We start from the raw sequence: 13,469 nt of genomic DNA on the forward strand, positions 1-13,469 counted from the left end.
AATCACCGTGCAGCCGTCGGGAAAAACTTGTGGATCTTGGTCAAAAACTGTGGATAACCCGCCGCCTGTGAATAACTTCGCCACCCAAACCGGTACTGCCCGGAGAGCAGTCCTGCGACTACGCTGAGTGACGAAATGAGGTGTCGTGCGACCACCTGGCCGACGCGTGACGCGGCCGGGGAAGGAGGGGCGGAGATGAGGGAAGATCGGGGCGAAAACAGGTCCGGACCAGGTCCGGACATGCGACGACCCCCGCCGGGGGGGAGAGCGGGGGTCGTCTCTCCGGCCGACTCGGGGGGGGAGGAGCCGGTCCGGGTTAGCACGGTCGCGAACGATCCGTGACTTCCATGGTGTACCCGAGAGCCTTCTCAGGCAAACCCACGCGCCCCAGCGTACGCCGAATGGCGGGCACCTATGCTCAGCTCGTGGAAAACCACTCGATGCCGCGCGCAGCCGCCTTCTTTGACCTGGACAAGACGGTCATTGCGAAGTCCTCGACGCTGACCTTCAGCAAGTCCTTCTACCGAGGCGGACTGATCAGTCGCCGTGCCGCACTGCGGACGGCGTACATCCAGTTCGTGTTCCTGATCGGGGGCGCCGATCACGACCAGATGGAGCGGATGCGCGAATATCTCTCCGCGCTCTGCAAAGGCTGGAACGTCGCCCAGGTCAAGGAGCTCGTGGCCGAGACCCTGCATGACCTGATCGACCCGATCATCTACGACGAGGCGGCCTCGCTCATCGAGGACCACCACGCCGCGGGCCGCGACGTCGTGATCGTCTCGACCTCCGGGGCCGAGGTCGTCGAGCCCGTCGGCGAGATGCTGGGCGCCGACCGCGTCGTCGCCACCCGGATGGTGGTCGGCGAGGACGGCTGTTTCACGGGTGAAGTGGAGTACTACGCGTACGGCCCGACGAAGGCGGAGGCGGTCCGGGAGCTCGCCGAGTCCGAAGGCTACGACCTGTCCCGCTGCTACGCGTACAGCGATTCGGCGACCGATCTGCCGATGCTGGAAGCGGTGGGCCACCCGTACGCGGTGAACCCCGACCGGGCGCTGCGACGCGAGGCGACGGCCCGGGACTGGCCGGTCCTCGTCTTCGACCGGCCGGTGCGGCTCAAGCAGCGACTGCCGGAGTTCCGCATGCCGCCCCGCCCGGCCCTCGTCGCCGCGGCGGCCGTCGGCGCGGCGGCCGCCACCGCCGGTCTCGTCTGGTACGCGAGCCGTCGCCGACAGGCGGCGGCACTCGCGAGGGCCGCGGCCGGGGCCCTCACCTGACCAACCGCCTCACCCCGCCCGGCACCGGCGGTCCGACACCCGACATCCGGTACCCGACGCCGTCACACAGCACCACCCAGCACATGGCATCGCACCAGGCCCGGCACCCCGTCATCCGACGCCCAGCCGCCTGGCCACTCGCCTGGCCACTCGGCCGGTGCCCGGACCTCGGAACTTGCCATTCGCTTTGCCCGGATTTGAGGGGAACGCAAAGAAGCGGAGCCAGGACTTTCGCTTCCTCGCCGACAGGAGTAGAAAGGAATCAGGCCCGCGAGACCTAGGACATCCGAGAGGATCACCTGTTGAGCAGAACGGCCCCACGGACCTGATGCACAGAAACCTGGCACCCACGCGACGTCGACCCTTCGATTAAGGGCCAGCCGCACCAGGCGCAGGGCAAAGTTCCCCGCCTGATGGGCACATATCGAGGACGCTTGGTAACTGGGTGGACGTGCCAGCGGCGGTACCGAAGTCTGGTACCGCCGCAACCCATGTCAGGGGCTTCTCAGGCCGCGCCGCGCTGCAGCGCCTCACAGACGGCCGTCGACTCCCGGACACCCAGCTCCACCGCGCGCCCGCAGTGCGAGATCCAGGCGGCCATGCCCTCCGGCGTCCCCGACAGGTAGCCGTCGAAGGCCGCCAGATAGGCCTCACGGCCCAGCTCCGCGTGGCCGACCTCGGCCGGGCAGATCGCCTTCGGGTCGAGACCGCTGCCGATCAGCACGATCCGCTCCGCCGCCCGCGCGACCAGGCCGTTGTGCGAGGTGAAGGGCCGCAGGGCGAGCAGCTCACCGTGCACCACGGCGGCAGTCACCAGCGCCGGGGCCTCACCGCCCGCGATGATCAGGTCGGCGAGGCCGTCGAGCCGGCCCGAGACCTCGGCCGGGTCCGGGAGCGGCGACTCGATCAGCGCTTCGTCGACCGGCTCACCCGCCTGCCGCGGCCTGCCCGTCGAGGCGAGTGGCTCGCCCTCGGCGACCAGGTGCAGCCGGGCGAGCACCCGCAGCGGCGACTGGCGCCAGATGGACAGCAGCTGTCCGCACTCGGCGGTCAGTCGCAGCGCCGCACCGACCGTGCGGGCCTCCGGGTCCGCGCCGAAGTCGGTGCGCCGGCGGACCTCCTCCAGGGCCCAGTCGGCGCCCGCGAGCGCGGCCGAGCCGCGGGCCCCGCGCAGAGCCGCCTCGGAGGTGATCTCGTTGCTGCGGCGGCGCATCACGCGGTGGCCGTAGACCCGGTCGACGGCCTTGCGTACGGAGTCCACCGAGTCGGCGACGCCCGGCAGGGAGCCGAGGGCGGCCAGGGGGTCAGAGGCGTGCGTACTCATAAGTAGGGAGGCTACGCGCCCGGGGCCCGCACCCCACGTTGGAGTGGTCTTCTTCACGCACCTTGACCACGCGCAGCATTCGTGCCACTACGCTAGGTGAACATGAAGATCGCTTTCGTAGGGAAGGGCGGCAGCGGCAAGACGACGCTGTCCTCGCTCTTCATCCGTCACCTCGCCGCCGCCGAAGCCCCGGTCGTGGCGGTCGACGCCGACATCAACCAGCACCTCGGAGCGGCGCTCGGCCTCTCCGACGAAGAGGCCTCCGCGCTGCCCGCGATGGGCGCGCACCTGCCGCTGATCAAGGACTACCTGCGGGGCTCCAATCCGCGGATCGCCTCCGCCGACACGATGATCAAGACGACGCCGCCCGGGGAGGGCTCGCGGCTGCTCCGGGTCCGCGAGGACAACCCGGTGTACGAGGCCTGCGCCCGGTCCGTCCGGCTCGACGACGGCGAGCTCCGGTTGATGGCGACGGGCCCGTTCACCGAGTCCGACCTGGGTGTGGCCTGCTACCACTCCAAGGTCGGTGCGGTGGAGCTGTGCCTGAACCACCTGGTGGACGGGCCGGACGAGTACGTGGTGGTCGACATGACGGCCGGCTCCGACTCCTTCGCCTCCGGCATGTTCACCCGCTTCGACATGACCTTCCTGGTGGCCGAACCGACCCGCAAGGGAGTCTCCGTCTACCGCCAGTACAAGGAGTACGCGCGGGACTTCGGGGTCGCCCTGAAGGTGGTCGGCAACAAGGTGCAGGGCGCGGACGACGTCGACTTCCTGCGCTCCGAGGTCGGCGAGGACCTGCTGGTGACGGTCGGCCACTCCGACTGGGTCCGCTCCATGGAGAAGGGCCGCCCGCCCCGCTTCGAACTCCTCGAGGCGGCCAACCGCACGGCCCTGCAGACCCTCCAGAACGCGGCGGACGACTCGTACGCCCACCGCGACTGGGAGCGCTACACGCACCAGATGGTCCACTTCCACCTGCGGAACGCGGAAAGCTGGGGCAACGCCAAGACCGGGGCGGACCTGGCGGCGCAGGTCGACCCCGGCTTCGTCCTCGACGAACGACTGGCTGTCCCCCAGCCGAGCTGACCCCACGCGCCGAGGCTCAGCCGAAACCGAGCCGTTGGCGCGTCTGGAGGCTCAGCGGCAGCCGAGCCGGCGGCGCGCGCCGGGGCTCAGCGCCGTTCGGCGGGCTGGGCTCCGGCTGCGCCGGCCGCCGGAGCCGCCGGGACGGCGGGCTGCGGGGCGAGGAAGGACTTCCAGCCGGCCTGCGGGGCCTCGCCGACCTTCAGGGTGCGGAGCTTGGCGATGACGTCCGGGTCCTGGGCGTCGAGCCAGTCGGCGAGCTGGCGGAAGGAGACGCACTTGACGTCCTTCTGCACGCACACCGTGGCGATCGTCTGCTCGATGGCGCGCATGTACGTGCCGCCGTTCCAGGACTCGAAGTGGTTGCCGATGATCAGCGGCGCCCGGTTGCCCCGGTAGGAGCGCTCGAAGGCCTGCACCAGCCCGTCCCGCATCTGGTTGCCCCAGAACTCGTGCATCGACGGGTCGCCCTTCGTCGTGCCGGACTGGTTGACGAGGAAGTTGTAGTCCATCGACAGCGTCTGGAAGGCACGGCCGGGTACCGGGACGAGCTGCATCGACAGGTCCCACAGACCCTGGTCCTTCTTGGGCCAGATCTGGTCGTTAACGCCGCTGGTGTCGTAGCGGAAGCCCATCTGCGCCGCCGCCTGGACGAAGTTCTTGCGGCCCTCCAGGCACGGCGTACGGGCGCCGACCAGCTCCTTGTCGTAGTCGAACGGGAGCGGCTTCTCCGCCTTCAGACCGGCGTTGGTCTTCCAGTTCTTGACGAAGGACTTGGCCTGGTTGATCTCGCTCTTCCACTCCTCGACCGACCAGGTGCCGACTCCCCCGTCCTTGCCGCAGAAGTGGCCGTTGAAGTGGGTGCCGATCTCGTTGCCCTCCTCCCACGCGCCGCGCAGTTCGCGCACGGTGTCACGGATGCCCTGGACGTCGTTGAAGCCGATGTCCGAGCGGCCCGGGGAGTGCTTCGGCGGGTCGTACAGCTCGCGCTTGTCCTCCGGCAGCAGGTACACCCCGCTGAGGAAGTACGTCATGGTCGCGCCGTACTGCCTGCCCACCTTGCGGAAGTGAGAGAAGAGCCGCTGGCTGTCCTCGCCCGCGCCGTCCCAGGAGAACACCACGAACTGCGGCGGTTCCTGACCTGGCTTCAGGCGCTGCCAGGTCGGCTGGTGGGGCTGCTGCCCGGTGAAGGCGGTGGAGCCGTCGCCGATCAGCCGCACCGCGCTCTGCGGAGCTGCGGCCGGGCCCTTCTTGACGCCCGCGCCCGGCGCCCCGTCCCGGGCGGAACCGCCGGAACCCGAGCAGCCGGCGAGCCCGGCCGTGAGGGCGACGGCGAGGGCGCCGACGGCGAGCGCCCTCTTCTGGACAGTGGTCCTTCTCCCGGCGGCTGACATCCGCCCACCTCTCCTCGGTCTGCGTCCTCGGTTGCGTCCTCGGCCGCGTCAGGGTCGCGTCGTGCGGTGCGTCCCGGTTGCGCCGTGCGGCGGACACCGGCTTGCCCAGTCGTCCGCCGGCCCCTTCGCACGGTTCCTCGGATTTCCGTACAAGCGGCGTCAACGTCGCACCACGGCGACCGGAGAGCGGCAACGACAAGCGGCATGGCCACGTTCTGTCACCGGATCCGGTGAATCCTTGCCCCGTTTGCCCCGAAAATAATGCCGGAGTCTTTACTCTCCATTACTGTTCATTTACCGAGCGTTGATGATCGCTGATCGGCATCGCTCGATGGCCCCGCCGCTGCACCCCGCACGAGCCGCGACCGCGCTGCCCCCGGAGGAGACGGGACATGACTCTCACCACCCCTGACCGCACCACCAACCGACCCCGCGTCCAGCGGCCCCACAGTCCGCCGGACGGCCCCCGCCGCCGCATCCGTCTCGACGGCGCGGACCTCTCCGCGTCCGTCGCCGTGTTCCTGATCGCGCTGCCGCTCTCCCTCGGCATCGCGCTCGCCACCGGCGCCCCGCTCCAGGCGGGCCTGGTGGCCGCCGCCGTCGGCGGCATCGTCGCCGGTCGCCTCGGCGGCTCCCCGCTCCAGGTCAGCGGCCCGGCCGCCGGACTGACCGTGGTCACCGCCGAGTTGATCCAGCTCTACGGCTGGCGCACCACGTGCGCCATCACGGTGCTCGCCGGACTGGCCCAACTCGGCCTCGCCGCCCTCAAGGTGGCCCGCTCCGCCCTCGCCGTGTCCCCCGCGATCGTGCACGGCATGCTGGCCGGCATCGGCGTGACCATCGCCCTCGCCCAGCTGCACATCGTGCTCGGCGGCAGCCCTCAGAGCTCCGCCGTCGACAACGCGCTCGGCCTGCCCGCCCAGCTGGCGCACACCTCGCCCGCCGCACTCGTCGTGAGCGCCCTCACCGTCGGCCTGCTGCTGCTCTGGCCGCGCCTCCCCGGCCGTACGGGCGGGATGCTGCGCACGGTCCCCGCCGCGCTCGTCGCCGTGGCCGCAGCCACGGCGGTCGCGGCACTCGCCGGGCTCGGCGTGCCGCGGGTCGACCTGCCTTCGTGGAGCAGCCACGCGCTGCCCGGCCTCCCCGAGGGGCCGATCCTCGGGATCGCGGCCGGGGTGCTCACCATCACGCTGGTGACCAGCGTGCAGTCGCTGCTGTCCGCCGTCGCCGTCGACAAGCTGGCGGCGAAGCGCGCCGCCGACACCGGCGCGGCCTCGGTCCCCCGTTCCCGGCTGGACCGCGAACTCGCGGGCCAGGGCGCGGCGAACGTGGTGTCCGGGGCGCTCGGCGGCCTGCCGGTGGCCGGCGTCGCGGTGCGCAGCGTCGCGAACGTCTCGGCGGGGGCCGTCAGCCGCAACTCGTCGATACTGCACGGCGTGTGGATCGTGCTCGCCGCACTGCTCCTCGTCCCGGTTCTCGACCTCATCCCGCTGCCCGCGCTCGCTGCGCTCGTCATGGTCGTCGGCATCCAGATGGTCAGCATCACGCACATCCGGACGGTCACCCGTCACCGCGAAGCGCTGGTGTACGTGGTGACGCTGGCGGGCGTGGTGTTCGTCGGCATCCTGGAGGGAGTGGGCCTCGGGATCGCGGTGGCGGTCGCCGTCGCGCTGCACCGCCTCGCCCGTACCCGGATCACCCGGGAGGAGAAGGACGGGCGCCATCTGATCAGGATCCGCGGCCAGTTGACCTTCCTCGCGGTGCCGCGGCTGAGCCGGGCCCTGCACCAGATCCCGTCGGGCGCCGACGTGGTGGTGGAGCTGGACGGCTCCTTCATGGACCACGCGGCGTACGAGGCGCTGCACGACTGGCAGGCCGCGCATCTGGGGCGTGGTGGCACGGTGGAGACGACCGGTCCTTCCGGCGGCCGGATCGCCGATCCCGCGCCCGAGGCCGCGTCCGCGCAGGGGCACGGTTCCCACTCCTGCTGCCGCCCCTGGACACCGTGGCGGAACCATCAGTGCGTCGAGCAGCCGGCCGAGGAGACCCGGCAGGCGACCGGTCACCGGCTGGCGAGCGGCATCGGCGCGTTCCAGCGGGACACCGCGCCGCTGGTCAGGGACGAGCTGGCGCGGCTCGCGCGGGAGGGCCAGCGGCCTTCCCAGCTCTTCCTGACCTGCGCCGACTCCAGGCTGGTCACCAGCATGATCACGTCGAGCGGCCCGGGCGACCTGTTCACCGTGCGCAACGTGGGCAATCTGGTGCCGCTGCCGGGCGAGGAGAGCGGGGACGACTCGGTGGCGGCGGCGATCGAGTACGCGGTGGAGGTGCTGCGGGTCGAGTCGATCACTGTCTGCGGGCACTCCGGCTGCGGCGCGATGCAGGCCCTGCTGAACAGCGGTCCGGACGACCCGCCGAGCCCGCTGCGGCGCTGGCTGCGGCACGGCCGGCCGAGTCTGGAACGGATGGCGAGCCGCAGGCACGCCTGGGCCAGGATCTCCGGGCGGCTGCCGGCCGACGCGGTCGAGCAGCTCTGTCTGACCAACGTGGTGCAGCAGTTGGAGCACCTGCGGGCGTATGAGTCGGTGGCGCGGCGGCTCGCGGACGGGACGCTGGCCCTGCACGGGATGTACTTCCACGTGGGTGAGGCGCAGGCCTATCTGCTGGCCGGGACGGACGAGGTGCACAGCTACGACGACGTGTTCAACCACGTGCCTCCCGCGGCCGTGGCGGCGGAGGCGTATCCGGGGGTCTGGCAGGCCGCTCGCGCGTCCTGAACCTTTCCTTCCGTTCGTCCGTGCAAGTGTGTGACTCCTCGCTCCCTCCCGCTCGGGGAGCGAGGGGTCGCCTCCGCATGTCATCCCACAGGTCTAAACCAATTACCCGGAGGCTCTTGTCACCCGGGCATCCGCCTGATGAGCTATGACGCGGGACACACAGGCACATAGGACGCCCTGGGAAAGGGAGATGTCGTGAGCAACGAATCCTTGGCCAATCTGCTCAAGGAAGAGCGCCGATTCGCGCCGCCCGCCGAGCTGGCCGCGCACGCCAATGTGACGGCGGAGGCGTACGAGCAGGCCAAGGCGGACAGGCTGGGCTTCTGGGCCGAGCAGGCGAGGCGGCTCACCTGGGCCACCGAGCCGACCGAGACCCTCGACTGGTCGAACCCGCCCTTCGCCAAGTGGTTCGCCGACGGTGAGCTGAACGTCGCGTACAACTGCGTGGACCGCCACGTCGAGGCCGGCAACGGCGACCGGGTCGCCATCCACTTCGAGGGCGAGCCGGGCGACAGCCGCGCCATCACCTACGCCGAGCTCAAGGACGAGGTCTCCAAGGCCGCAAACGCCCTGACCGAGCTGGGCGTCCGCAAGGGCGACCGGGTCGCGGTCTACCTGCCGATGATCCCCGAGGCCGCGATCACCATGCTGGCCTGCGCCCGCATCGGCGCCGCCCACTCGGTGGTCTTCGGCGGCTTCTCGGCCGACGCCGTCGCCTCCCGCATCCAGGACGCGGACGCCAAGCTGGTCGTCACCGCCGACGGCGGCTACCGCCGCGGCAAGCCCTCCGCGCTGAAGCCCGCCATCGACGAGGCCGTCGCCCGCTGCCCGCAGGTCGAGCACGTCCTCGTGGTCCGCCGCACCGGCCAGGACACCGCTTTCACCGAGGGCCGCGACGTGTGGTGGGACGAGATCGTCGCCCGCCAGTCCGCCGAGCACACCCCGGAGGCGTTCGAGGCCGAGCACCCGCTCTTCATCCTCTACACCTCCGGCACCACGGGTAAGCCGAAGGGCATCCTGCACACCTCCGGCGGCTACCTCACCCAGGCCGCGTACACCCATCAGGCCGTGTTCGACCTCAAGCCGGAGACCGACGTCTACTGGTGCACCGCCGACATCGGCTGGGTCACCGGCCACTCGTACATCGTCTACGGGCCGCTGGCCAACGGCGCGACCCAGGTCATGTACGAGGGCACCCCGGACACCCCGCACCAGGGCCGGTTCTGGGAGATCGTGCAGAAGTACGGCGTCACCATCCTCTACACGGCGCCGACCGCGATCCGCACGTTCATGAAGTGGGGCGACGACATCCCCGCCAAGTTCGACCTGTCGTCGCTGCGCGTCCTCGGCTCCGTCGGCGAGCCGATCAACCCGGAGGCCTGGATCTGGTACCGGGAGCACATCGGGGCCAACAAGTGCCCGATCGTGGACACCTGGTGGCAGACCGAGACCGGCGCGATGATGATCTCGCCGCTGCCCGGTGTCACCGAGACCAAGCCCGGCTCGGCGCAGCGCCCGCTGCCCGGCATCTCCGCCACCGTCGTCGACGACGAGGCGAACGAGGTCCCGAACGGGGGCGGCGGCTACCTGGTCCTCACCGAGCCGTGGCCGTCGATGCTCCGCACCATCTGGGGCGACGACCAGCGCTTCATCGACACCTACTGGTCCCGCTTCGAGGGCAAGTACTTCGCGGGCGACGGTGCCAAGAAGGACGACGACGGCGACATCTGGCTGCTCGGCCGGGTCGACGACGTCATGCTCGTCTCGGGCCACAACATCTCCACCACCGAGGTCGAGTCCGCGCTGGTCTCCCACCCGTCCGTCGCCGAGGCGGCGGTCGTCGGGGCCGCCGACGAGACCACCGGCCAGGCGATCGTCGCCTTCGTGATCCTGCGCGGTACGGCCAGCGAGGACGAAGGCCTCGTCGCCGAGCTGCGCAACCACGTCGGCGCGACCCTCGGCCCGATCGCCAAGCCGAAGCGGATCCTGCCGGTGGCCGAGCTGCCCAAGACCCGCTCGGGCAAGATCATGCGCCGCCTGCTGCGCGACGTCGCCGAGAACCGTGAGCTGGGCGACGTCACGACGCTGACGGACTCGTCGGTCATGGACCTCATCCAGACCAAGCTGCCGGCCGCGTCCAGCGAGGACTGAGCCCTCAAAAGCGCAGGTGAAGGCGCCCGTCCCGGAGTCCGAGGCGGGCGCTTCCGCATGCCCGGGACGTTGTCCACAGGCGGTTGTCCACAGGGGGTGCCGGTGTCCGGCTATGCACCTAAAGTGAAGATCACCAGGCACCGCCGGGCCTCTTTAGGTAAAGTAAGGATCGCGTCAGTGACGCGTCAGGAAAACCGAGGTGCGCCGGGAAGTCTGGTCGGCATGTGCTCTGTGCTGCCCACCGACCGGAGGTCCACACCGTGACCGCGCCCCCGTCCACCGACCGCAGGTTCCTCGGACGTCTCAGCCTGCCCGAGCGCCGGTTCGTCGCCGACGCCCTGCGCACCGAGACCGTCGGCGGCGTGCTCCTCCTGGTCGCCGCCGTCGTCGCGCTCGTGTGGGCCAACACGCCCCTCAAGGACAGCTACGCGGCGATACGGGACTTCCACATCGGGCCGGCCGCGCTCGGCCTCGACCTGTCGATCCAGCACTGGGCGGCGGACGGGCTGCTCGCGATCTTCTTCTTCGTCGCCGGCATCGAGCTCAAGCGCGAGCTGGTCGCGGGCGAGCTGCGCGCCCCCAAGGCCGCCGCCCTGCCGGTCATCGCGGCCATATGCGGCATGGCCGTCCCCGCCCTGGTCTACACGCTGGTCAACACCATCGGCGACGGCAGCATGGACGGCTGGGCCGTGCCCACCGCCACCGACATCGCCTTCGCGCTCGCCGTCCTGGCCGTGATCGGGACATCGCTGCCCTCGGCGCTTCGGGCCTTCCTGCTCACCCTCGCCGTCGTCGACGACCTGTTCGCCATCCTCATCATCGCGGTCTTCTTCACCAGCGACCTCAACTTCGCCGCTCTCGGCGGCGCCTTCGCCGGCCTCGCCGTCTTCTGGCTGCTGCTGCGCAAGGGCGTCCGCGGCTGGTACGTCTACGTACCGCTGGCCCTGGTCATCTGGGGACTGATGTACAACAGCGGCGTCCACGCCACCATCGCGGGCGTCGCCATGGGCCTGATGCTGCGCTGCACCACGCGCGAGGGCGAGAAGCACTCCCCCGGTGAGCACATCGAGCACCTGGTCCGCCCGATATCCGCCGGCCTCGCCGTGCCGCTGTTCGCGCTGTTCTCGGCCGGCGTCAGCGTCTCCGGCAAGGCCATCAGCGACGTCTTCACCCAGCCCGTCACCCTCGGCGTGGTCCTCGGACTCGTCGTGGGCAAGGCGATCGGCATCTTCGGCGGCACCTGGCTCGCCGCCCGCTTCACCAGGGCGGAGCTCAACCCCGACCTGGCCTGGCCGGACGTCTTCGCCGTCGCCTCGCTGGCCGGCATCGGCTTCACCGTGTCGCTGCTCATCGGCGAGCTGGCCTTCGCGGGCGACCCGGCCATGACCGACGAGGTCAAGGCCGCCGTCCTCATCGGCTCCCTCATAGCCGCCGTGCTCGCCTCCGTGCTGCTGAAGCTGCGGGTGCGCAGGTACCAGGCGCTGGTCGTGGAGGAGGAGCGCGACGAGGACGAGGACGGCATCCCCGACGTCTACGAGGAGCACACCCCGGAGTACCACCTGCGGATGGCCGACATCTACGAGCGGAAGGCCGCGGAGCATCGAGAGCGCGCCCAACTGGCGGGGGCATCGCGCGACGAGGCCGACCGTCCGGCATGATCTGAGGGCAGACAACACAGGAGAAGAGGGAGCAGCCATGAGCGACCCGTTCGACGGAACCGAGCGCAGCCTCGGCCAGCTGGTCGCCTCGGCGACCGCCGAGATGTCCGCCCTGGTGCACGACGAGATCGCCCTCGCCAAGGCGGAGATCCGCCAGGACGTCAAGCGCGGTGCGATCGGCAGCGCCGCGGGCATCGCCGCCGGCGTGGTGCTGCTGTTCTCCCTGCCGATGCTGAGCTTCGCGCTCGCCTACGCCATCAACACCTGGACCGGTGGGCACAACGGCAACGGCGGCTGGAACATGGTCTGGTGCTTCCTGCTGTCCTTCACGGCCAACGTGCTGCTCGCCGGTCTGCTCGGCCTGCTCGCCTACGCGAAGTTCCGCAAGGTCAAGAAGCCGGAGAGGTCGATCGCCTCGGCCAAGCAGACCGCGGCGATCATGCAGAACGTCAAGCCGCACCCGCGCCCCGCGACGGTCACGGCCCGAGTCGCCCTGGACAAGGGCGAGACTGTGGCACGCTCGTCCGCATGACCGTCCCTGAGAGCAGCAGCGCCAACGGCGGAAGCCCCGTACGCATCGACGGGCCGTGGACCCACCGCGACGTCGCGGCCAACGGTGCCCGCTTCCACATCGCCGAGATGGGCGACGGCCCGCTGGTGCTGCTGCTGCACGGCTTCCCGCAGTTCTGGTGGACCTGGCGCCACCAGCTGCCCGCGCTCGCCGACGCCGGCTTCCGGGCCGTGGCCATGGACCTGCGCGGTGTCGGCGGGAGCGACCGCACGCCCCGCGGTTACGACCCGGCCAACCTGGCCCTCGACATCACCGGTGTGATCCGCTCGCTCGGCGAGCCGGACGCGGCGCTCGTCGGCCACGACCTGGGCGGCTACCTCGCCTGGACTGCGGCCGTGATGCGGCCCAAGCTGGTGCGCCGGCTCGTGGTCTCCTCGATGCCGCACCCGCGCCGATGGCGCTCGGCGATGCTGTCCGACTTCGCGCAGACCCGCGCGGGTTCCTACGTGTGGGGCTTCCAGCGCCCGTGGCTGCCGGAGCGTCAGCTCGTCGCCGACGAGGCGGAGCTCGTGGGCCGGTTGATCCAGGACTGGTCGGGCCCGCACCTCCGCTCGGCGGCCGACGAGGAGGCCCTGGCGGTCTACCGGCGGGCGATGTGCATCCCGTCGACCGCGCACTGCTCCATCGAGCCGTACCGCTGGATGGTGCGCTCCCTGGCGCGCCCGGACGGCATCCAGTTCAACCGGCGCATGAAGCGGCCGGTGCGGGTGCCCACGCTGCATCTGCACGGCTCGCTCGACCCGGTGATGCGGACGCGCAGCGCGGCCGGTTCCGGGGAGTACGTGGAGGCTCCGTACCGCTGGCGGCTGTTCGACGGACTCGGGCACTTCCCTCACGAGGAAGACCCGGCCGCGTTCACCACGGAGCTCGTCAACTGGCTGAAGGACCCCGAGCCGGACCGCTGACGGCCCGTCGCCCGACCACGATGGCCGTCGGCGCACAGGCGTCCGTCGAACTGCCATGTGCCTCGCGCATACGCCAATTGGCGGGCCCCGGGGCGGTTACCGACCTTGGGCCCCGGGCAGACGTCCCGGTATGGGCTGGACGCACGACTACGGTGACACAGCACGCGACCGCCGCTCGATCGGCGGATCCGACGCCCCGGAGCGGGGCGGCACGCAGGACCAGGGCTACCCACACCCGGCGCGGGCCGTGGGGATCTCCCGCATCCTCCGCCGCCGGGCCCGCTGGGTCTCGGCCCGGCTGCGGCACACCCGTACGTAGCCGTACG

At 70.7% G+C, this 13,469-nt stretch carries 10 protein-coding genes; 8 read left to right on the plus strand and 2 right to left on the minus strand.

Features of this window, described 5'->3' with window-relative positions:
* Positions 1-401: 401 nt before the first annotated feature.
* Complete coding sequence (locus ACFY8W_RS17715; RefSeq protein ID WP_391105832.1) at positions 402-1,277, plus strand: HAD-IB family hydrolase; 876 nt, start codon at positions 402-404, stop codon at positions 1,275-1,277.
* Positions 1,278-1,782: 505 nt separating this feature from the next.
* On the opposite strand, the gene ACFY8W_RS17720 is transcribed toward ACFY8W_RS17715, so the two are convergent.
* Entirely contained in the window at positions 1,783-2,601 is an 819-nt protein-coding gene (locus ACFY8W_RS17720; RefSeq protein ID WP_391105834.1) for a Fic family protein, read from the minus strand.
* 102 nt (positions 2,602-2,703) lie between these two features.
* Between ACFY8W_RS17720 and ACFY8W_RS17725 the strand changes: the two genes are divergently transcribed.
* Complete coding sequence (locus tag ACFY8W_RS17725; protein WP_391105836.1) at positions 2,704-3,690, plus strand: ATP-binding protein; 987 nt, start codon at positions 2,704-2,706, stop codon at positions 3,688-3,690.
* Between the two features lie 86 nt (positions 3,691-3,776).
* Here the strand turns inward: ACFY8W_RS17725 and ACFY8W_RS17730 are convergent, their stop codons facing one another.
* Entirely contained in the window at positions 3,777-5,081 is a 1,305-nt protein-coding gene (locus ACFY8W_RS17730; RefSeq protein ID WP_391105838.1) for a hypothetical protein, read from the minus strand.
* 392 nt (positions 5,082-5,473) lie between these two features.
* Here ACFY8W_RS17730 and ACFY8W_RS17735 point away from each other — a divergent pair, with 392 nt between their 5' ends.
* From ACFY8W_RS17735 to ACFY8W_RS17760, 6 genes are all read left to right on the plus strand, one after another.
* The gene (locus ACFY8W_RS17735; protein WP_391105840.1) at positions 5,474-7,858 is read left to right on the plus strand and encodes a SulP family inorganic anion transporter; all 2,385 of its coding nucleotides are present in this window, start codon (positions 5,474-5,476) and stop codon (positions 7,856-7,858) included.
* A gap of 195 nt (positions 7,859-8,053) precedes the next feature.
* Positions 8,054-10,009: an acetate--CoA ligase gene (acs, locus tag ACFY8W_RS17740; protein WP_391105842.1), complete on the plus strand. Its 1,956-nt coding sequence runs from the start codon at positions 8,054-8,056 to the stop codon at positions 10,007-10,009.
* Positions 10,010-10,269: 260 nt separating this feature from the next.
* Entirely contained in the window at positions 10,270-11,667 is a 1,398-nt protein-coding gene (nhaA, locus tag ACFY8W_RS17745) for a Na+/H+ antiporter NhaA (protein ID WP_391105844.1), read from the plus strand.
* A 37-nt stretch (positions 11,668-11,704) separates the two neighbouring features.
* Positions 11,705-12,199, plus strand: coding sequence for a phage holin family protein (locus ACFY8W_RS17750; protein WP_391105846.1), 495 nt, complete (start codon positions 11,705-11,707; stop codon positions 12,197-12,199).
* On the plus strand, positions 12,196-13,143 hold the full coding sequence (locus ACFY8W_RS17755) for an alpha/beta fold hydrolase (RefSeq protein WP_391105848.1): 948 nt from the start codon (positions 12,196-12,198) through the stop codon (positions 13,141-13,143). The genes ACFY8W_RS17750 and ACFY8W_RS17755 overlap by 4 nt, the downstream gene beginning before the upstream one ends.
* 130 nt (positions 13,144-13,273) lie before the next feature.
* The gene (locus ACFY8W_RS17760) at positions 13,274-13,462 is read left to right on the plus strand and encodes a hypothetical protein (protein ID WP_391105850.1); all 189 of its coding nucleotides are present in this window, start codon (positions 13,274-13,276) and stop codon (positions 13,460-13,462) included.
* Positions 13,463-13,469: the final 7 nt, after the last annotated feature.

Origin of the sequence: Streptomyces sp. NPDC012637, from assembly GCF_042954805.1 — a bacterium.
Classification (GTDB): Bacteria; Actinomycetota; Actinomycetes; order Streptomycetales; family Streptomycetaceae; genus Streptomyces.